This window comes from Pseudomonadota bacterium (assembly GCA_039028155.1).
GTDB lineage: Bacteria > Pseudomonadota > Alphaproteobacteria > SP197 > SP197 > JANQGO01.
Genome location: JBCCIS010000070.1, coordinates 1 through 20,521, shown reverse-complemented (window position 1 = coordinate 20,521; position 20,521 = coordinate 1). Strand labels below are relative to the sequence as shown.

Sequence of the window (20,521 nt, the reverse complement as noted above, 5' to 3'; positions counted from 1 at the left end):
CGCCCGGCCACCCATGGCAGCATCCTCGGGGTGGCCGGGCGGGGGAGCGGGCCGGAGCCGCACAAACCAAGCGCCCCTACATCACCGGTCGAACTTCGACGACCTCGGGGATGTAGTGTTTCAGGAGGTTCTCGATGCCCATCTTCAGCGTCATGGTCGAGCTGGGGCAGCCCTGACAGGCGCCCTGCATGGCCAGATATACGACGCCCTGCTGGAAGCCCTTGAACGTGATGTCACCGCCATCCATGGCGACGGCCGGACGCACGCGCGTGTCGAGCAGTTCCTTGATCTGACCGACGACTTCCTGATCGGCGGGATCGATCTCATCTTCTTCGATCGCCTCGGCGGCGCCCTCGATCACCGGTCGGCCGGCGATGAAGTGCTCCATGATGACGCCCAGAACGGCGGGTTTCATGAGCTGCCAGTCGCCAGCCTCGGCCTTGGTGACCGAGACGAAGTCGCTGCCCAGGAAGACGCCGGTGACGTGTTCGACATCGAACAGACGATCGGCCAGGGGCGATCGGGCGGCACTGTCGCGATCGGGGAAATCCGCCGTGCCGTCGCCCATCACAGGCCGGCCGGGTAGGAACTTCATGGTCGCGGGGTTTGGTGTGTCTTCGGTTTGGATGAACATGCCGTCACCTTTTCAGTCGCGGCGATTGAGTCATGGGTTCGGGCCAAAGGTGGGGACGATACCGCCACCGGTCAAGCGAACCCGCCGATTCGTCAGTACCTAGGTAATGTTGACGATCTGCTCGTCAGTCAGGGTGCCGGGGATGACAACCAGCGGAATCGTCAGGCGTCCAGCCAGGTGACCGGCCAAAAACGACACCAGCTTGCCCCGCCCCTCACTAGGGTTGGACCCCACGCACAAGAGATCGATGGTCTGGTCCTCATCCACAAGGTTGAGAATCTCATCACCAATACGGCCTTCGCGAACCAAAAGCTCCGGCATCACGCCGGCCCAGGCGTTCACGTCGGCCGCCAGATCCTGCAGCAGGTTTTCGGCGGCTTCCCAGCGTTCACCCTGCATCAGGTCCTCGACGCCGGACCAATGGCGGAAGTCGGCCGGCTGGATCACATGAAGCAACGCCACGCGCCCGTCGGTGTTCTTGGCGCGCCGGCACGCATAGTGCACCGCCACCTTTGACGGCGGCGATCCATCGACGCAGACCAGGAATTTGACCTGACCGGCAATATGAGCACTTGCGGGCGTGTCCGTCTTCGAGGCGTTCGTCATCGTGTTCCGATCATGCTGTTGATCCTCATGGCAAGGGCGCTCTCTCTCTCTTTCTGGCCAGCGCGCCAAGCTTGCCGGCACTTACGTTTCCCTGACCAAACCGTGCGATGGACCGGGCCAAGCGCTAGGGCCGACGGAACAGCAGGTTGCCCAGGAATCCTGCCATCGCAGCGGCAACAATCGCAAACAATCCGTAGAGCGATGATTGTTCGTTAGCAAAATCAAAGACTTCGGCGCCGAATCCCACCTTGTTGACGACCAATGGCGAGCTTTGCGCGGCGACAATGACGCCGTCCTTCAGCAGAAACACGTCCGCGATGTAGGTGCCGACGGTGACCTCCGCTGGGAACGCCACGGTGGCGCGGAACAGCCTGTCGCCGACCACGTCGATGCGGGCCGGCGTCAGCGAATAGAGACCCTGTCTCTGTTTCAGCGAGATCAGCGCGTCGCGGAACTCATCCAGCTCCTCGTCGCTGACCGCCTCCTGGGGCATCAGCCGCAGATAGTCGACGCCGACCTCGTGCAGCGACAGGGCATGTTCGGCATCGAGCTGGTCGAGTGGACGGGTCGATGCCACGGCGTAATAGCTGGGTACGTTGTCGAAGGTGATGGACTTGGTGTTGAGCCAAATGCCGAACACCTGGGACTTGCGCCGCACCACCGCTTCGGACCGTGGGCCGCGCACGACGACCAGGATATCGCCTTCCCCTTCGACCGCGCCAAAGACCAGCAGATCCGTACCGGTGAAGTCCGACGTGATGGCGATCAGATGATGCGACAGGTCGGCGATCAGGGAGGGCGCGGCAGGCACCGCGGACGCGGGCGAGCCGTCCTCGGTCTGCGCACGGGCCGGGCCGGCGGCAAAGAGGCATAGCGCAATCAGGATCGCGACGATGGGGAAGCGCCTCATCCGACACCTCCCAGCGTCAGGCTGAACAGGTTCGAGGGCGTGGCGACCATGCGGTAGAAGAGCGTCGCGCAGAAGCCGAGCACGATCAGTGCAAGGAGTGCCCGCAGCTCTTCACCGCGCAGCTCCGCGCCGACCCGGGTGCCGATCTGCGCACCGACGACGGCGCCCAAGGTCAGGATGCCGGCCAACACAACATCGACCGTTTGTGTGTTCACCGCGTGCAGGAAGGTGGCGGTCGCCGTCACGAAGGTGATCTGGAACAGCGACGTGCCGATGACGACGCTGACCGGCATGCCAAGCAGATAGATCATCGCCGGCACCAGCAGGAAGCCACCGCCGACACCCAGGATGGCGGCCAGCACGCCGATGAAGAAGCCGATGGTTACCGGCAGGATCGCGCTGATGTAGAGCCTGGACGACCGGAAGCGCATCTTGAACGGCAGGCCGTGCACCCAGGTGTGGAAGTGTGCCTTGCGCCGGCCCGGACTGCCGCGCCGCCGGCGCAGGATGGCGCGCCCGGATTCGACCAGCATCAGCGCACCAATCGAACCCAGCAGGACCACGTAGCCGAACGAAATGACGACGTCGATTTGACCGAGTTCGCGCAGCAAACCAAACAGCCAGACGCCGAAGGCCGAGCCGACCGTACCGCCGACCAGCAACACGCCACCCATCTTAAAGTCGACCTGACCGCGACGCCAATGGGCGAGGAATCCGGAGACCGAGGCCGCGACCACCTGGTTGACTTCGGAGCCAACCGCGACTGGCGGCGGCACGCCAATGAAGATCAGCAGCGGTGTCATCAAGAACCCGCCGCCAACACCGAACATGCCCGACAGAAAACCGATCGCCCCGCCCATGCCAAGCAGCAGGAAAATGTCGACCGACATCTCCGCGATGGGCAGGTAGATCTGAAACATGACGCGCTGCCGAAGCCCCAATTCGAACGATACCCGTTCTGCGCGCCAAGCCACCTTGATCGCAAGGAAAATCGTGATTTAGAGCCGCTGGCACCTGGCTTATCGCCGGCGTGGCATCATCAGAGACTGCTTACGATGGATGGCGGCCAGAGGTCAGGGGTTAAGGAACCCCATGATCGCCTCGACCTCTTCCTGGATCGGTTCGGCGATGGCGCGGGCGCGCTCGGCGCCGTCGCGCAGCACATCATCGACATGGGCGGGATCGGCCATCAGCCGCGCCATCTCCTCGCCAATCGGTCCCAACACCTCGACCGCCAACTCGGTCAGCGCCTTCTTGAAGTCGGAGAACTGGGCGCTGGCGAATGCGTCGCAAACCTGCTGGCGCGACTGATCGGAGAGCGCGGCATAGATGTTCAAGAGGTTCGCCGCCTCCGGCCGCTTCTCCTGGTCATAGGTCACACCCGGTTCGGAGTCCGTCTTCGCCTTGCGGAACTTCCGCGCGATGGTGTCGCGATCATCGGTCAGATTGATGCGCGAGTTGTCGGACGGATCCGACTTCGACATCTTCGCGGTGCCGTCCCTCAGCGACATGACACGCGTCGCCTCGCCCTCGATGATCGGCTCGGGCAGCGGGAAAAACTCGACGCCGAAGTTGCGATTGAACGCGCCGGCGATGTCGCGGCTCAATTCCAGGTGCTGTTTCTGGTCCTCGCCGACCGGCACGTGGGTCGCCTTGTAGCCCAGAATGTCGGCGGCCTGCAGCACCGGATAGCCGTAGAGCCCCAGGCTCGCGTTGTCGCGCTTCTTGCCGGCCTTCTCCTTGAACTGGGTCATCCGGTTGAGCCAGCCCAGCGGCGTCTGGCAGCCCAGCATCCAGGCAAGCTGGGAGTGCATGCGGACCCGGCTCTGGTTGAAGATGATGCAGCGCTTGGGATCGACGCCCGACGCCAGGAACCCGGCGGTCACCTCGCGCGTCGACGCGCCGAGTTCGGCGGTGTCATAAGGCATGGTCACCGCATGCAGATCGACGATGCAGTAGATGCACTCGTAATCGTGCTGCATGGCGACGAAACGGGTCAGCGCACCCAGATAGTTGCCGAGGTGCAGGCTGCCGGTCGGCTGAATGCCGGAAAACACCCGGTTCATACCGGAAACTCCTCTGAAATAGGGCTGCGCCTTATGCCGCCTGGGACGGAAGGGGTCAAGCTGACGGGGTGTTGACCGAACTTCGGCGCAGTAGCCGCAGGATCTCGCCCAGGCGCACCGCGCCGGTCAGATGCGCCGTCACGGCGAAGAAAGCGAGACCGCCGGCGATAAGAACCGCCAGCCCCGGCACCTCGAAGGCGAACCGGCCGCTGACCAGCGGCATGCCGAAGACGAGGCCCAGCCACAGGACGACGGCCATGACGGCGGTCGCCAGCAGGGTACGCGGCAGGCGGCCCAGAAGGCGGGCGTCAGGCGCGATCTGGCCGCGTCGTTTCAGGACAAGGAACAGCAGGGCGGCATTGACCCAGGCCGCGATGGCAGTCGCCAGCGCAATGCCGACATGGGCCAAAGGGCCCATCAAGATCAGGTTGAAGACCAGATTGGTGACCAACGCGACCACGGCGATCTTGACCGGAGTCTTGGTATCCTGGCGGGCGAAGAAGCCGGGCGTGAAGACCTTGATCAAGACATAGGCCGGCAGCCCGAGCGAGAAGGCGACCAGGGCCGCGCCGGTCGCCGCCGTCGCCTCGGCGGTGAACGCGCCGCGCTGAAACAGGACGGCGATGATCGGATCGGCCAGGATCACGAAGGCCACGGCAGCGGGAATGGTGAAGAAGAGCGCCATCTCGATCGCCCGGTTCTGGCTGATCAAGGCGCCATTCTCGTCACCCGCCTTAAGCTGGCGCGACAGCAGCGGCAGCAACGCGGTACCGACCGCGATTCCGACGACGCCGAGCGGCAGCTGATTCAGCCGGTCGGCGTAGTAGAGATAGGAGATGGCGCCGGTCGGCAGCAGCGACGCGATGACGATGTCGACAACCAGATTGAGCTGCACGGCACCGGCGCCCAGTGCCGCCGGGCCGAACAGCTTGAGTACCTTCTTGACGTCGGCGGTCAGGCGCGGCCAGGCGATGCGCGGCATCAAGCCGGCGCGGCGCACACCGACCAGCAACATGATCAACTGCGCGACGCCGCCGGCGGAGATGCCCCAGGCCAGCGTCTCCGCGACCTCGGTGCCGCCGTGGCGTGCCAGCAACGCGGCGACGATCAAGGAGAGGTTGAGCAGGATCGGCGCGGCGGCGAAAGCGGCGAACCGGCCGGCGGAGTTCAGCATGCCGCCGAGAAGCGCCACCATTGAGACCAGCAACAGATAGGGGAACGTGATCCGGGTCAGCTCGACGGCAAGCGCGAACTTCTCCGGCTGATCGCGGAAGCCCGGCGCCAGCACGGACATGACAAGCGGCATGGCGATCTCGGCGAGCAGCACGATGACCAGCAGGCAGGCGACCAGCATGGCCAGGGCATCCGACGCCAAGCGGCGCGCGGCCTCGTTGCCATCCGTCTCAAGCTTGCCCGCAAACATCGGTACGAAGGCCGCGCTGAACGCGCCTTCGGCGAAGAGACGGCGGAAGAAGTTGGGCAGTTTGAACGCGACAAAAAACGCATCGGCCGCCAGACCGGTGCCCAAGAGCGCCGCGAACAACACGTCGCGCGCATAACCGAGCACGCGGCTGACCAGGGTCAGCCCCGAGACCGTCACGAAGGCGCGGGCAAGGTTCATGGCGCGGCAGAAAAGGTCCTTATCTCGACCGAATGATGGCGAGCCAGGTCGCGACAACCCCCTTGCGTCCGGCTTGCGACATGTAGTTTCGCGATAGAAACGCTAGCACGACCACGCGAATCGGTGTAGTGCGCGGTGCCGCCATATGGTCCGGATGCGACAGACTGCGACGGGGGAGACGCAGCCATGCCTCATCATGCTTTCAAGCGCCTGTTGATTGCCAACCGCGGTGAAATTGCCATCCGCGTCATGCGCGCCGCCAACGAACTGGGCATCGCGACGGCCGCCGTCTATGCCCAGGAAGACCGGCTCGCGCTGCACCGCTTCAAGGCCGACGCCAGCTATCTGATCGGCGAGGACTTGGGGCCGGTACGCGCCTATCTCTCGATCGAGGAGATGCTACGTGTGGCGCGCGAGGCCCGCGCCGATGCGGTGCATCCGGGCTATGGCTTCCTGTCCGAGAACCCCGACTTCGCCGAGGCCTGCGCCGTCGAGGGCCTGGTCTTCATCGGGCCGAAGCCCGAGACCATGCGACTGCTGGGCAACAAGGTGAGCGCCCGCGACGCCGCGCAAAAGGCCGACGTGCCGGTCGTGCCGGCGACCGGGCCGCTGCCCGACGATCTGGACCAGGCGCTGGCCGAGGTCGAGGCGATCGGCTTTCCGGTCATGCTGAAGGCGAGTTGGGGCGGCGGCGGACGCGGCATGCGCGCCGTCCATGAAGCCTCGGCCCTGGGCGATGAACTATTGGCCGCCAAGCGCGAGGCCGAGGCGGCGTTCGGCAACGGCGAGGTCTATGCCGAAAAGCTCATCGCCCGTGCCCGCCATGTCGAGGTGCAGCTGCTGGGCGACAGCCACGGCAACATCGTGCATCTGTTCGAACGCGATTGTTCGGTGCAGCGGCGCAACCAAAAGATCGTCGAGCGTGCGCCCGCACCCTATTTCGACGAGAGCCAGCGCGACGCGCTGTGCCAGGCGGCGCTGCGGTTGGGCCGCCATGCCGGCTATGCCAACGCGGGCACGGTCGAGTTCCTGCTTGATGCCGACACCGACGATTTCTACTTCATTGAGGTCAACCCGCGCATCCAGGTCGAGCACACGGTGACCGAAGAGGTCACCGGCATCGATATCGTGAAGGCGCAGATCCGCATCGCCCAGGGTGCAGCGATCGGCACGCCGGACTCAGGCGTGCCGGCGCAAGAGGACATCCACCTGAACGGCCATGCGCTGCAATGCCGGATCACGACCGAGGATCCAGAGGCCAACTTCATTCCCGACTACGGCCGCATCACCGCCTATCGCGGCGCGACCGGTTTCGGCATCCGCCTTGACGGCGGTACGGCCTATTCCGGCGCCGTCATCACCCGCTACTACGACAGTCTGCTGGAAAAGGTCACAGCATGGGCGCCGACTTCGGACGAGGCGATCGCGCGCATGGACCGGGCACTTAGAGAGTTCCGCATTCGCGGCGTCGCGACCAACCTGGCGTTCGTCGAAAACCTGATCAACCACCCGTCGTTCCGCGACAACAGCTACACCACGCGCTTCATCGACACGACGCCGGAGCTGTTCCATTTCGCGCGCCGGCGCGACCGGGCAACCAAACTGTTGCGCTTCATCGCCGAGGTCACGGTGAACGGCAACCCGGAGGTGGCGAACCGTCCCCTGCCCGTCGCCGGGCCGTCGCCCAAGGTGCCCAAGTCCGACAAGAGCCAACCGCCGGCGGGGACGCGGCAGCGGCTCGACGAACATGGCCCCAAGGCGTTCGCGGACTGGATGCTTGCGCAGAAGAACGTGCTCGTTACCGACACCACCATGCGTGATGCTCACCAGTCGCTGATCGCGACCCGCATGCGCAGCTATGACATGGCGCAAGTCGCTGGCGCCTATGCGCGCGAGTTCCCCGACCTGCTGAGCCTGGAGTGCTGGGGCGGCGCGACCTTCGACGTCGCCATGCGGTTCCTGGACGAATGCCCGTGGGACCGACTCGCCGCACTGCGCGAGGCGATCCCGAACATCTGCTTTCAGATGCTGCTGCGCGGCGCCAACGGCGTCGGTTACACCAACTATCCCGACAATGTCGTCCGCCACTTCGTCGCCCAGGCGGCGACGTCGGGCGTTGACATCTTCCGCGTCTTCGACAGCCTCAACTGGGTCGAGAACATGCGGGTCTCGATGGACGCGGTGCTGGAGAGCGGAAGGCTGTTGGAAGCCGCGATCTGCTACACCGGCGACATGCTGGACCCCGCCAGGAACAGCACCTATGACCTCAAGTACTACGTCAAGCTCGCGCGCGACCTGGCCGATGCCGGTAGCCACGTGCTGGGCATCAAGGACATGGCCGGCGTCGTCAAGCCGGAGGCGGCGCGGGTTCTCGTCAAGGCGTTGAAGGAGGAGACCGGCCTGCCGGTCCACTTCCACACCCACGACACCAGCGGCGTCGCCGCGGCCAGCGTCCTGGCCGCCGTCGACGCCGGGGTTGACGCCATTGATCTGGCCATGGACTCGTGGTCTGGCCTGACCAGCCAACCCAATCTGGGCTCCGTCGTCGCGGCGCTGCGTCACGGTGCGCGCGACCCAGGCCTTGATCCCGCGACGATCCGTGCCTTCTCCGATTACTGGGAGGCCGTGCGCCGCGACTATCGCGCGTTCGAGAGTGACCTCCGGTTCGGCGCGTCTGAGGTCTATCTGCACGAGATGCCGGGCGGTCAGTTCACGAACCTTAAGGAACAGGCGCGCTCGCTGGGCCTGGAAGCGCGCTGGCATGACGTCGCGCGCGCCTATGCCGAGGTCAATCTAATGTTCGGCGACATCGTCAAGGTCACGCCGACGTCGAAGGTGGTCGGCGACATGGCGCTTGCCATGGTAAGCGCCGGCTGGACCCGCGAGGACATTGAAGACCCAGACCACGACATCGCGTTTCCTGAGTCGGTGGTGCAGCTGTTCCGCGGCGATATCGGCCAGCCGCCCAACGGCTTTCCCGAGGCCTTGCAAAAGAAGATCCTGAAGGGCGCCGAACCGTTGACGACCCGGCCCGGTGCGGTGCTGCAGCCGGCCGACCTTGATGCCGAACGTGCCGACGCCGAACACAAGGTCGAGCGCCACATCAGTGACGAGGAGTTCTGCTCCTATCTCATGTATCCGCGCGTCTTCACTGACTACGCGGCGCGCCGGCGCGACCACGGTCCGGTTCACGTTCTGCCAACGCCGATCTTTCTTTACGGCATGACACCCGGCCAGGAGATCGCCGTCGACATCGAGCACGGCAAGACGCTTGTCATTCGTTTCCAAACCATCGGCGAGACCGATGACGACGGCAATGTCCGCGTTTTCTTCGATCTGAACGGCCAGCCGCGCATCGTGCGTGTCGCCAACCGGGCCGTTGCCGACAAGGTGGTGCGCCACAAGAAAGCCGAGGACGGCAACCGCGACCACGTGCCCGCGCCGATGCCCGGCATGGTCGCCTCGGTCGCCGTGAAAGCCGGCCAGCAGGTGGCGTCAGGCGACCTGTTGCTGACTATCGAAGCCATGAAGATGGAAACGGCGATCCACGCCCAACGCGACGGCACAATCGGCGAGGTCGCGGCGCCGGTCGGCACCCAGGTCGACGCCAAGGATTTGCTGATTGCTTATCAGTCGAACGGCTAGCCCGCATTTCACACCCTCGCGATGGTCTGCGTTGCGTTGTGGCGAGTCATATGCGGGCGAAAGACGCGAAAAGCGTATGACGACATACGGTTGAGCGGCTTTCGCCCGCACATGGCCGCCAGAACGCAACCCCACGGGCCGGGTGAACGCGGCGACAGCGTGCGTCGACCGGCTCGACCGATGCGCTGCATCGCTCTTCACCGCTCTCCTTCTCCGTCACCACGTTGACCCGGCGCAGACCGTCGGGAGGGTGTGAAATGCGGGCTAAGACCTGACAGCGATCACGAGATTGAGTTACATCCCATCGTCGCTGGTCTGCGCAGGGCGTCGGCACGACGGTCGCGAACGTCCCCTCAAGAGGGCCCCGTATGTACAAGGACGACTACTGTCCGTGGGTATCAAGCAGCCGTATAGCAGCCGCCTTAGCATCCTGCGCGGGGTTGTCGGTATGGCCCAAATGAGCCGTCACAATCGCCCCTTCCTTCAAGAGCAGCAATTGTCGCGCGAGGGCACTGGGATTCGCTAGCCCTGCTTGCTCGGCCAAATCGGTCATGTGCCTTTCAAGCATGCGCTTGTGGTCGGCGGACTGCTGGTGAATGGGGTGGCCGGCATCCTGATACTCCGACGATGCCTTGATGAACATGCAGCCTTTGTAGCCGCTGTCGTCGAACCATTCCTCAAGGGCGTCGAACATGGCGATTAGTTGCTGTTCGGGCGAGTCGGCCAGCTCTTCCATGCGGCGATAGAGCCAGTTTCGGAATTGCTCATCACGCAAGCGCAGCACGGCGAGGATCAGGTCCTCCTTGGTGCGAAAGTGCTTGTACATCGACGTTTTCGAGATGCCGGTCTCGGCGACCAGCATGTCCATGCCGGTCGCATGAAAGCCGTTTCGATAAAACGCCTTGAGCGCCTTTTGAACCAGTTCGTCTCTTTTTGTCGGCCGCATAACGATCCCAGCAAGGTACTGATCTGTACATAATGCAGTGTGAATCAGTGCACAAGACACAAAATATTTTATTATATATATCAATTGGTTAAGAGCGAGAGCGCCATTACCCGAGGCGATGCTTGGGATTTCCTGCTTGACAGAATGAACAGATCGGTACAGTTTCAACTTCATAGGGTGTACCGATCAGTTACCCTTGTTGGATTCACCACAGCGCGCTGCGCTCAGCAAGACTGGAGATCGCCATGACCACCACGCAAGACACCACCGCCCACGTGGACAAGAACGACGATGTCGATCAGACCCGCCGACAGGTTCTGACCGGTGCGGCCACGGCCGCCGTCGCCGGCGCGGCAGTCGCCGGTGTCGGCAAGGAGGTTCTGGCCGCGACCGACGAAGCCAAAGCGGCTTACGCCGATCCGGCGGAACCCGCCCTGCCCACGATCGATATGGAAATCGTCCCCGGGCGCACCGCCCTGGTCGCCGTCGATCCGCAGATCGATTTCCTCGACGAGGGCGGCGTGGCCTGGGGCGTGGTTGGCGAGAGCGTCAGCGAGCAGGGCGTTGTCGACAACCTGGAGCGCCTGTTCATCGCCGCGAAAGCCGCCGACATGCCGGTCGTCATCTCGCCGCACTACTACTACCCGCAGGATCACAAGTGGAAGTTCGAGGGAACCCTCGAACGCGTGATGCATGGCATCGGCATGTTCGACCGCAAGGATCCGCTCAACCTCGACGGGTTTGAGGGGTCCGGCGCCGACTGGATGCCCCAGTACAAGAAGTACATCGAGGATGGCGAGACGATCGTGTGCTCCCCGCACAAGGTCTACGGCCCCGAACAGAACGATCTCGTTCTCCAACTGCGCAAGGTCGGCATCGACAAGGTCATTCTGGCCGGCATGTCGGCGAACCTCTGCGTCGAAAGCCATATGCGCGAACTGTTGGAGACAGGCTTCGAGGTCGCCGTCGTGCGCGACGCGACCGCAGGCGCCAAGGTGCCCGAAGGCGACGGCTATCTCGCGGCCCTCATCAACTTCCGCATGATCGCCAACGCGGTCTGGTGGACCGACGAGGCCGTGCAGCGGATTTCGCTGGCCGCCTAGGTCATCAGTTACCCCAAGCGCCGTTTGCCTCCTCCCTCTCTCGGCGCACATGTCTCCGGTCATCCGAGTTTCCCCGCCGGATGACCGGAGACCCCCGCCAAACGAATGAATGCATGGAACAGAATAATGACCCGTCCGCCCCTACCCCCGTTCAACGAAGTGACCGCAGCACAAAAAGTGCGCGCCGCGGAGGATGGTTGGAACTCCCGCGATCCCGCCAAAGTCGCGCTGGCCTATACGCCGGACAGCCAGTGGCGGAACCGGTCCGAGTTCATCCACGGGCGCGCGGAGATCGAGGCGTTCCTCACACGCAAATGGGAACAGGAGCAGGAGTATCGGCTCATCAAGGAACTGTGGACGTTCAACGAGAACCGCATCGCTGTGCGCTTCGCCTACGAGTGGCACGACGCGACAGGCAACTGGTTTCGCTCTTATGGCAACGAGAACTGGGAGTTTGCTCCCGACGGGCTGATGCAGCGCCGCCTCGCCAGCATCAACGACCTCGCCATCGACGATTCCGATCGACTGTTCCGTTGGCCGCAAGGACGCCGTCCGGACGACCATCCCGGCCTCTCAGAGCTCGGTCTCTGACATGACGCACCAAGATCATTCCGATGCCGCCGAAGTCCGGCGGTCCCTTCCGCTGACCGGTTCGCACGCGGAAGCCTCCCAACCCGCCCGACAGGGCGACAGACCTAAAAGGACGAAAGAGATGAAGACCATGAGATCCCTGATTGCCGCTATGACGCTGATCGGCGCCGTCTCGGCAAGTTCGGCGGCGTTTGCCGTCGACGAGTACAATGTGTCGACCGGCACGACCGTCAGCGGCGTCGGCGTCGCATTGCGCGGCGACGATGCCGTTGCCTTGGCCACCGGCATGGAGGTGACACCCGGCCTCGCCGAGTTCACGGTCGAACATGACGGCGTCGCCTACTACTTCTCGTCTGAGGAAACGATGGAACAGTTCGCCGCGGACCCCGAGCGGTACATGCCGAAGTACGGCGGCTTTTGCGCCTTTGGCGTCGCCATCGGCATGAAGCTCGACGCCAGCAACCGTTTCGCGGACATCGTCGACGGTAAGCTCTATGTGTTCCTGAACGCCGTCGCCTTCGGCAAGTATCAGGAAGACAAGGCCGGCACGCTCGCGAAGGCCGAGGAGAACTGGCCGTCGATGCACCACCTCGCGGTGGCGGATGTCAACGGTCGTGGCAGTTGACGATTGAGCCGTGCCCCATGAGACCGCGATGGTGAATCGCCAGCACCCGTCGAAAGCCCGATCATCGTCGCCAAGTGCAAAGCCGAGCAGGCGCGTCGTCAAACACGCGCCTGCTTGAATCGTTGACCGGCCCATCAATCCGACCTTTTTCGACATGGGTATCCTAGTCTTGATGACCGGAAAACCTGGGCCCAAACGCATGGCGCCCTAACGCGCAGCCCCCGCGATCTCGGGCTTCTCGCGGTCGCTGATCACGGCCAACAACACGGCCTTGATCTCATCGAGCTTTTTGTCGTGGGTCGTCTTGAGGCCGAAGGCGTCGCGCACGTAGAACGCGTCGACCGCGCGTTCGCCATAGGTCGCGATGCGGGCGGTAACGATGCTCAGGCCCAGCGCCGTGATCGCCTGGGTGAGATCATAGAGCAGGCCCAGACGGTCCGGCGCATTGACCTCGATCACCGTGTGTTTGGAGCTCGCCTTGTTGTCGATCAGGACACGCGGTTCGACCGGCAGCGATCGGGAACGGCGCTGCCAGGCGTCGCGGCGCCGGGCGATCTCCGCATCCAGGTCCAGATCGCCGGTTAGCGCCTGGGTCGTGACCTCGACCAGACGCGCCAAACGATCCTCGTCGTCGAGCGCCTGATGCATCTCGTTCTGCACCCAGAACGTGTCGAGCGCCATGCCGTCCAGCGTCGTGAAGATACGGGCATCGACGATGTTGGCGCCGGCGAGCGCGAGCGCGCCAGTGATGCGGGCAAAGAGGCCCCGTTCATCGGGCGCGAAGACGGTGACCTCGGTGATCGAGCGGAACCGGTCGACGCGGGTCTCGACCGCCACGGTCGGGGTGTCGCCGTCATCGGCGGCTTCCTCGGTGCGTCGGATAAGCCGCGCGTGCCGTTCGTGGGTATCGCCGTCGAAGGCCAGCCAATAAGGCTTCACCAGCCGGTCAGCGTAGACATCGAGCGCCCGGTCGTCCCAGCCGGCGAGCCGGGACCTGAGATCGGCGACCCTGGCCGCGACCCGCTCGTGTTTCTCGAACGCTTCGCCATGGCCACCCGAAAGCACTTCCTCGGCCCGGTAATAGAGTTCGCGAAGCAACTGCCCTTTCCATCCGTTCCACACCTGGGGGCCGACAGCGCGGATATCGGCGACGGTCAGCACCAGCAGCAGGCGCAGGCGTTCCATCGACTGCACGACCGCGACGAAGTCCTCGACTGTCTTGGGGTCGTCGACATCGCGCCGGAAGGCGGTGTTGGAGGCCAGGAGGTGCCAGCGCACCAGCCACGCAACGGTCTCGGTTTCGTCGGCCGTGAACCCCAGGCGCGGTCCCAGGTGTTCGGCGATCTCGGCACCCAGAATCGAATGGTCGCCGCCGCGCCCCTTGGCGATGTCGTGCAGCAGGACAGCCAGATAGAGAACGTGCCGCTGTAGAAGCTGCGGAAAGATCTTGGTCGCCAGCGGCAGTTCATCGCCGACCTCGCCACGCTCGATCGCGGCCAACACACCGATGGCGCGGATCGAATGTTCGTCGACCGTATAGACGTGATACATGTCGTGCTGCATCTGCGCGACGACCCGGCCGAAATCGGGCAGGAACCGGCCCATGACGCCGGCCTCGTTCATGACGCGCAGCGTGCCTTCGGGATCATTGGGCGATGTGAGGATCTCAACGAACAGCCGGTTCGTTTCCTTGTCCTCGCGCATGTCCTGATCGATCAGCTTCAGGTGCTGGGTCATCAGCCACAGCGTGCGCGGGTGGATGGCGAGCCGCTTGGCCTGGGCGACTTGGAACAGGCGGATTAGATCACGCGGATGGTCGCGGAAGTGGTTGCGGTCGGTGACCGACAAGCGGCCGCCTTCCACCGCGAAGCCTCCGACCTCTTCGCGCGCAGCGGAAATCCATGGACGTTCGCGCGGCGCAAGCTGGGCGTCTTCGATGGCAGCAGCGAAGATACGTGTCAGGTCGCCGACATCCTTGGCGTTCAGGAAATAGTACTTCATGAACCGTTCGACGCCGCGCACGCCGGGTCGGTCGGCGTAGCCCATCAAAGCCGCGACCTCGGTCTGCGTGTCGAAGGTCAGCCGATCCTCGTGCCGTTCGTTCAGCCTGTGCATGTGGCAGCGCACACGCCATAGAAAATCCTGGGCCTTGGCGAAGCGGTTGTATTCGGCGCGGGTCAGAACCTTGGCCTCGACCAGGTCGTCCACCTCGCGCACCCGATAGAGATACTTGGCAATCCAGTAGAGCGTATGCAGGTCGCGCAAGCCGCCCTTGCCGTCCTTGACGTTGGGCTCCAGCACATAGCGTGAGTCGCCCATGCGTTCGTGACGCTTGTCGCGTTCCTCAAGCTTCGCGCGCACGAAGTCGGGGCCGGTCTGGGACACGATGTCGCGTTCGAAGCGGTTCATCAGAGACCGGAACAAGCCGCGGTCGCCCCACAGGTAACGCGCTTCCAGGATCGAGGTGCGGATCGTCATGTCCGCCGAGGCGCGGCGGATCGTGTCGTCGACACTGCGCACCGCCTGGCCGACCTCTAGTCCCAGATCCCACAACAGATAGAGCATGTGTTCGACGACCTGCTCCAGCCACGGCGTCGACTTCCACGGCACCAGGAACAAGAGATCGATGTCGGAATAGGGTGCGAGGTCGCGGCGCCCATAACCACCCACCGCGACAATGCCGAGCCGTTCGCCCTTCAAGCGGTTGGCGTGGGGATAGACGTTTTCGGTTGTGTGGTCGTGGACGACACGGACAAGCTGATCGATCAGATGGCTCATGCCCGCGACCAGTTCCGACCCGGCGGCGCCGTCATCCAGGCGCCGATAGATTTCCGCCCGCCCGGTGTCCAGCGCACCGCGCAGAATGTCGAGAGAGGCGGCCCGGTCGTTCGCGTCAATCTCGGCAAGCGCCTCGACCAGCTTCTTGCGCGAAACGATGCTTGCCTTGCGCGGCAAGACAGCGGCGCTCATGGCTCGCCCTCCGCGATATCTTTTAGGCGATAGAGCAGATCAAGCGCGGCGCGCGGTGTCAGGCCGTCCGGCTCGATCTCCGCGACGGCTCTCTCCAGCGGCGTCGGTCCGGCTGGCGCGGCGCTGCGGGCCGGCTCGGCGGCGGCTTGGAAGAGCGGCAGGTCGTCGGCCAGTTTGACCAGCGCGCTGCCCTTTTCGCCCGCTTCGATCACCTTCAAGACGTCCTCGGCGCGATGGATGACCGCTTCCGGCAGGCCGGCGAGCCGGGCGACATGGATGCCATAGCTGCGGTCGGCCGCGCCCGGCGCGACCTCATACAGAAACACGATCTCGTCCTGCCACTCCTTGACCCGCATGGTGTGCGGCTTGAGCGCCTCTAGCTTCGCGGTGAGCGCCGTGAGCTCGTGATAATGGGTCGCGAACAGGGCGCGGCAGCGGTTGACCTCGTGGAGATGCTCTATCGTCGCCCAGGCGATCGACAGGCCGTCGAAGGTCGCTGTACCGCGGCCAATCTCGTCCAGGATCACCAGGGCGCGCTCGCCGGCCTGGTTCAGGATCGCCGCGGTCTCGACCATCTCGACCATAAAGGTGGAGCGGCCCCGCGCCAGATCATCGGCGGCGCCGACGCGGCTGAACAGGCGGTCGACAACGCCAATGTGGGCGGCGCGCGCAGGCACGAAGCTGCCGATCTGGGCCATCACCGCGATCAGGGCGTTCTGGCGCAGGAAGGTCGATTTGCCCGCCATGTTGGGACCGGTCAGCAGCCAAAGCCGGCTCGACCCGGCGAGTTCGCAGTCGTTGGCGATGAACGCTTGGCCGTCGGCGCGATCGGCCATGGCCTCGACCACCGGATGGCGACCAGCCTCGATCTCGAACGCCAGGCCGGTATCGACAACCGGCCGCACATAGCTTCGTTCGGCGGCCAGCGTCGCGAGACCGGCGGCAACATCGAGGCGGGCAAGCGCGCGCGCGTTGACGGCAATGCGATCGCCGGCCCTGCCGACATCGGCGACCAGCTGATCGAAGATTGCCATTTCCAGGGCCAGCGCCCGGTCGGCAGCCTGGGCGATCTGGGCTTCCAACTCGCCCAGCTCGACGGTCGTGAACCGCATGGCGTTGGCCATGGACTGGCGCTGGATGAAGGTCGCGCGGTCGAGTTTCGATTCATGGGCCTGGGCCACCTCGACGTAGTAGCCCAGCATATTGTTGTGACGGATTTTCAGGTTGTTGACGCCGGTCTCGTCCTGATAGCGGCCCTGCAGTCTCGCGATCAGCTGGCGGCTGTCGTCGCGCAGCGCCTTCTGCTGATCGAGATCGGCGGAGAAGTCGGCACGCACGAAGCCACCATCGCGCGCAAAGAGCGGTGGCGTCTCATCGAGCGCGTCGGTCAGGCGTCCAACGAGATCGGGCTCGCCCGCGAGATCGCCACACACCGTGGAGAGCTCACCGGGCAGGGCCGGCGCCTCCGCCAACATGGCGCCCAGCGTCGCGGCCTGCGTCAAGCCGTCACGGATCGCCGCGAGGTCGCGCGGCCCGCCGCGCCCGACCGTCAGACGCGCCAGCGCGCGTTCCAGATCCGGCGTCGCGCCAAGATGGTCGCGCGCGCGTTCGCGCAGCGCACCGTCGTCGACAAAGAACGCAACGGCGTCGTGTCGCGCGGCGATGGCGTCGGGATCGGTCAACGGGGCGTTGAGCCGGGTGGTCAGGAGACGGGCGCCGGCGCCCGTCACCGTGCGGTCGAGCACGCCCAAAAGGCTGGTCGCGCGGCTGCCGTCCAGCGCCTGCACCAGCTCCAGATTGCGTCGCGTCGCGGCGTCGATCGCCATCACCTGATCGCCGGTCACCAGACGCGGCGGCGCCAGGCGCGGCAGGTGGCCTTTCTGGGTCAGCTCGATATAGCCGACCAGCGCGCCGGCGGCCGCCAGCTCGGCGCGGCCGAAGCTGCCGAAACCGTCCAGAGTATCGACGCCGAAGGTGTCCTTGAGCCGCCGTTCGCCAGCCCGGCTGTCGAAACGCGCCGCCGGTTCGGGCGACAGCCGGTCATGCCAGGGATCCAGGACATCGCGCAGCAAGGCCGCTTCCAGCAGGCTGTCGGGCAGAACGAGCTCGGCCGGATGAATCCGCTCCAGCGTCGCGGCGAGATCGCCTTCGGAAACTGGCTGGACGGCGAGCGTGCCGGTCGAGACGTCGACCCAGGCAAGCGCCAGACGGCCCTCGGCGCGGGCGAGCAGCGCCAGATGGTTGGCGCGCCGGGCGTCCAGCAGGGTCTCCTCGGTGATCGTGCCGGGCGTCACGATGCGCACGACCTCGCGCCGTACGACCGACTTGGCGCCGCGCTTCTTGGCCTCGGCCGGATCCTCGGTCTGCTCGCAGATCGCGACCTTGAAACCCTTTCGGATCAGCCGCTCCAGATAGGTGTCATAGGCATGCACCGGCACGCCGCACATGGCGACATCCTGGCCCTGATGCTTGCCCCGTTTGGTCAGCGCGATATCCAGCGCCGCGGCGGCCTGGACCGCGTCGTCGAAGAACAACTCGTAGAAGTCGCCCATGCGGAAAAACAGCAGGGTTCCCGGGTTTTCCTGCTTGATCGACCAGTACTGCGCCATCATCGGCGTCGCCGCCTTGACCGGCGCCACGCTTTCGGCACGCTGGGAGACGCCACCCGTCGGCGCGTCCGGCATGATCTCGTTGGATTCGGCCACTTTCCGGCGCCTGGTTCGTGATCGGAGCGGCGCGACACTAGATCGGATCGCCAATTGATGGAACCGCTCCACGGTTCCATCAATTGGCGTGAATCCGATCTACTTCAAATGAAATCGAGCAGATTCACCCATCTTGATCGCATCGCGAAGCGATTCGATCAAATGGGATCTGCTCTTGCATAAGGCATCAAACGTCGCAGCTTGGCGCATGTAGTGCTTGGAGGGAGCGACGTCGACGCTTTACCCTGGGATTCCCCCTTTAGAGACGGTGTTCATGTCTGAAGACATCAGAGTTAGCGACGCCGAGGCGTTGCGTTTTCATGCCGAGGGCCAGCCCGGCAAACTGGCTGTGCGCGCGACCAAACCACTGAACAGCGCGCGCGACCTGTCGCTCGCCTATTCGCCGGGCGTCGCGGCACCCTGCCTGGAGATCGCCCGCGACAAGAGCCTGGCCTTCGACTACACCTCGCGCGGGAACATGGTGGCGGTCGTCTCCAACGGCACCGCCGTTTTGGGTCTGGGCAACCTCGGCGCGCTGGGCGCCAAGCCGGTGATGGAAGGCAAGGCGGTCCTGTTCAAGCGCTTTGCCGATGTCGACGCGATCGATCTGGAAGTCGACAGCGAAGACGTCGACGACGTCGTCAACACCGTTCGCCTGGTCGCGCCGACCTTCGGCGGCGTCAACCTGGAAGACATCAAGGCGCCGGAGTGTTTCATCATCGAGCAGCGCCTGCGCGAGCTGGTCGATATCCCGATCTTTCACGACGACCAGCACGGCACGGCGATCATCTGCCTGGCCGGCGTCATCAACGCTCTGGAGATCGCCGGCAAGTCGATCGCCGACTGCAAGGTGGTGGTGAACGGCGCCGGCGCCGCCGGCATCGCGTGCCTGGAGCTGATCAAGGCCATGGGCCTGCCCCACGAACAGGCGATCCTGTGCGATTCAAAGGGCGTCGTTTATCAGGGCCGCGAAGAAGGCATGAACCAGTGGAAGTCGGCCCACGCCGTGCCGACCGAGGCGCGGACGCTGGACGACGCCATGGAAGGCGCCGATATCTTCCTGGGTGTCTCCGTCAAGGGCGCGGTGAGCCAGGCGATGGTCGAATCGATGACGGACCAGCCGATCATCTTCGCCATGGCCAACCCGGATCCCGAGATTACGCCGGAGGACGTGATGGCGGCACGTGAAGACGCCATCATCGCGACGGGCCGCTCGGACTATCCCAACCAGGTCAACAACGTCTTGGGCTTTCCCTATATCTTCCGCGGCGCGTTGGATGTGCGCGCCACGACCATCAATGACCCGATGAAGATCGCCGCCGCCGAGGCGATCGCCGCATTGGCGCGCGAAGACGTGCCGGACGAGGTCGCGGCCGCCTATACCGGCACGCGCCTGCAGTTCGGCCGCGACTACATCATCCCGACGCCGTTCGATCCGCGCCTGATCAGCCGGGTGCCCGCGGCCGTCGCGCGCGCGGCCATGGACAGTGGCGTCGCGCGCCGGCCGATCATCGACATGGAGGATTACGAGCTGCAGCTCGCCGGACGCCTTGACCGTGTCGCCGGCCGGATGAACGAAGTCTTTACCCAGGCCCGCGCCCGACAGGCCAGGGTCGTCTTTGCCGAAGGCGAGGAGGAGAAGACCATCCGCGCCGCCGCGCTTTGGCGCGATCAGGGCCTGGGCACGCCGATTCTGGTCGGTCGGCCCGAAGAGGTTACCGAGCACATGCAAACCCTGGGCGTTCACGCCGAGGGCATCGAAATCATCAACGCCCGAACGGCGCCCAATCGGCAGGCCTATATCGACTACGTCTATACCCGCATGCAGCGGCGCGGTGCGTTGCTGCGCGATTGCACGCGCTGGGTCAATCTGGACCGCAATGTCTTCGCCGCGGCCATGCTGGCGACCGGCGACGCGGACGCGGTGGTCACCGGCGTGACGCGCAACTATGCGGCCGCCCTCTCCCATATCCAGCGTGTCCTGGATGCGAAGGCCGGCCAACAGGTATTCGGCATGGCGATCCTGGTGACCCAGGGCCGCAACCTGTTTGTCGCCGACACCTCGATCAACGAAAGGCCGAGTGCGGAAGAGCTTGCGG

14 protein-coding genes are annotated in these 20,521 nt (G+C 64.6%); 5 read left to right on the top strand and 9 right to left on the bottom strand.

What is annotated here, in order from left to right:
* Positions 1-76: 76 nt before the first annotated feature.
* The 6 genes from AAF563_23130 to murJ all read right to left on the bottom strand — a co-directional run bounded on the left by AAF563_23130 (position 77) and on the right by murJ (position 5,837).
* Complete coding sequence (locus AAF563_23130; GenBank protein ID MEM7124191.1) at positions 77-634, bottom strand: NifU family protein; 558 nt, start codon at positions 632-634, stop codon at positions 77-79.
* Positions 635-733: 99 nt separating this feature from the next.
* Positions 734-1,240 carry a universal stress protein gene (locus AAF563_23125; GenBank protein ID MEM7124190.1) on the bottom strand — a complete coding sequence of 169 codons (507 nt, stop codon included), beginning with the start codon at positions 1,238-1,240 and terminating at the stop codon, positions 734-736.
* 124 nt (positions 1,241-1,364) lie between these two features.
* Complete coding sequence (locus AAF563_23120) at positions 1,365-2,150, bottom strand: TIGR02186 family protein (GenBank protein MEM7124189.1); 786 nt, start codon at positions 2,148-2,150, stop codon at positions 1,365-1,367.
* On the bottom strand, positions 2,147-3,070 hold the full coding sequence (locus AAF563_23115) for a sulfite exporter TauE/SafE family protein (GenBank protein MEM7124188.1): 924 nt from the start codon (positions 3,068-3,070) through the stop codon (positions 2,147-2,149). Before AAF563_23115 ends, AAF563_23120 begins: the two co-directional genes overlap by 4 nt.
* Before the next feature lie 153 nt (positions 3,071-3,223).
* Entirely contained in the window at positions 3,224-4,216 is a 993-nt protein-coding gene (gene trpS / locus AAF563_23110; GenBank protein MEM7124187.1) for a tryptophan--tRNA ligase, read from the bottom strand.
* A gap of 55 nt (positions 4,217-4,271) precedes the next feature.
* Complete coding sequence (gene murJ / locus AAF563_23105) at positions 4,272-5,837, bottom strand: murein biosynthesis integral membrane protein MurJ (GenBank protein ID MEM7124186.1); 1,566 nt, start codon at positions 5,835-5,837, stop codon at positions 4,272-4,274.
* A gap of 186 nt (positions 5,838-6,023) precedes the next feature.
* On the opposite strand from murJ, the gene pyc reads away from it, so the two are divergent.
* Complete coding sequence (pyc, locus tag AAF563_23100) at positions 6,024-9,482, top strand: pyruvate carboxylase (GenBank protein ID MEM7124185.1); 3,459 nt, start codon at positions 6,024-6,026, stop codon at positions 9,480-9,482.
* A 382-nt stretch (positions 9,483-9,864) separates the two neighbouring features.
* Here pyc and AAF563_23095 read toward each other — a convergent pair whose 3' ends face one another.
* Positions 9,865-10,428 carry a TetR family transcriptional regulator gene (locus AAF563_23095; protein MEM7124184.1) on the bottom strand — a complete coding sequence of 188 codons (564 nt, stop codon included), beginning with the start codon at positions 10,426-10,428 and terminating at the stop codon, positions 9,865-9,867.
* Between the two features lie 245 nt (positions 10,429-10,673).
* Here AAF563_23095 and AAF563_23090 point away from each other — a divergent pair, with 245 nt between their 5' ends.
* The 3 genes from AAF563_23090 (at position 10,674) to AAF563_23080 (ending at position 12,747) form a co-directional block, all read left to right on the top strand.
* A complete protein-coding gene (locus AAF563_23090; protein MEM7124183.1) occupies positions 10,674-11,531 on the top strand; it encodes a cysteine hydrolase in 858 nt (285 codons plus the stop codon).
* A 126-nt stretch (positions 11,532-11,657) separates the two neighbouring features.
* On the top strand, positions 11,658-12,122 hold the full coding sequence (locus AAF563_23085) for a nuclear transport factor 2 family protein (GenBank protein MEM7124182.1): 465 nt from the start codon (positions 11,658-11,660) through the stop codon (positions 12,120-12,122).
* Positions 12,123-12,252: 130 nt separating this feature from the next.
* Positions 12,253-12,747 carry a YHS domain-containing (seleno)protein gene (locus AAF563_23080; protein MEM7124181.1) on the top strand — a complete coding sequence of 165 codons (495 nt, stop codon included), beginning with the start codon at positions 12,253-12,255 and terminating at the stop codon, positions 12,745-12,747.
* 207 nt (positions 12,748-12,954) lie between these two features.
* Here the strand turns inward: AAF563_23080 and AAF563_23075 are convergent, their stop codons facing one another.
* Both AAF563_23075 and mutS read right to left on the bottom strand, forming a co-directional pair.
* Positions 12,955-15,717 carry a [protein-PII] uridylyltransferase gene (locus AAF563_23075; protein ID MEM7124180.1) on the bottom strand — a complete coding sequence of 921 codons (2,763 nt, stop codon included), beginning with the start codon at positions 15,715-15,717 and terminating at the stop codon, positions 12,955-12,957.
* Entirely contained in the window at positions 15,714-18,329 is a 2,616-nt protein-coding gene (gene mutS, locus AAF563_23070; protein ID MEM7124179.1) for a DNA mismatch repair protein MutS, read from the bottom strand. Before mutS ends, AAF563_23075 begins: the two co-directional genes overlap by 4 nt.
* A gap of 367 nt (positions 18,330-18,696) precedes the next feature.
* On the opposite strand from mutS, the gene AAF563_23065 reads away from it, so the two are divergent.
* On the top strand, positions 18,697-20,521 hold a 1,825-nt coding region (locus tag AAF563_23065), incomplete at its 3' end, for a phosphate acyltransferase (GenBank protein ID MEM7124178.1).

Coding starts and splice junctions, on each gene's coding strand:
- AAF563_23130 (MEM7124191.1), bottom strand. CDS start 634: ATGTTCATCCAAACCGAAGACACACCAAACCCCGCGACCATGAAGTTC.
- AAF563_23125 (MEM7124190.1), bottom strand. CDS start 1,240: ATGACGAACGCCTCGAAGACGGACACGCCCGCAAGTGCTCATATTGCC.
- AAF563_23120 (MEM7124189.1), bottom strand. CDS start 2,150: ATGAGGCGCTTCCCCATCGTCGCGATCCTGATTGCGCTATGCCTCTTT.
- AAF563_23115 (MEM7124188.1), bottom strand. CDS start 3,070: ATGTTTCAGATCTACCTGCCCATCGCGGAGATGTCGGTCGACATTTTC.
- trpS (MEM7124187.1), bottom strand. CDS start 4,216: ATGAACCGGGTGTTTTCCGGCATTCAGCCGACCGGCAGCCTGCACCTC.
- murJ (MEM7124186.1), bottom strand. CDS start 5,837: ATGAACCTTGCCCGCGCCTTCGTGACGGTCTCGGGGCTGACCCTGGTC.
- pyc (MEM7124185.1), top strand. CDS start 6,024: ATGCCTCATCATGCTTTCAAGCGCCTGTTGATTGCCAACCGCGGTGAA.
- AAF563_23095 (MEM7124184.1), bottom strand. CDS start 10,428: ATGCGGCCGACAAAAAGAGACGAACTGGTTCAAAAGGCGCTCAAGGCG.
- AAF563_23090 (MEM7124183.1), top strand. CDS start 10,674: ATGACCACCACGCAAGACACCACCGCCCACGTGGACAAGAACGACGAT.
- AAF563_23085 (MEM7124182.1), top strand. CDS start 11,658: ATGACCCGTCCGCCCCTACCCCCGTTCAACGAAGTGACCGCAGCACAA.
- AAF563_23080 (MEM7124181.1), top strand. CDS start 12,253: ATGAGATCCCTGATTGCCGCTATGACGCTGATCGGCGCCGTCTCGGCA.
- AAF563_23075 (MEM7124180.1), bottom strand. CDS start 15,717: ATGAGCGCCGCTGTCTTGCCGCGCAAGGCAAGCATCGTTTCGCGCAAG.
- mutS (MEM7124179.1), bottom strand. CDS start 18,329: ATGATGGCGCAGTACTGGTCGATCAAGCAGGAAAACCCGGGAACCCTG.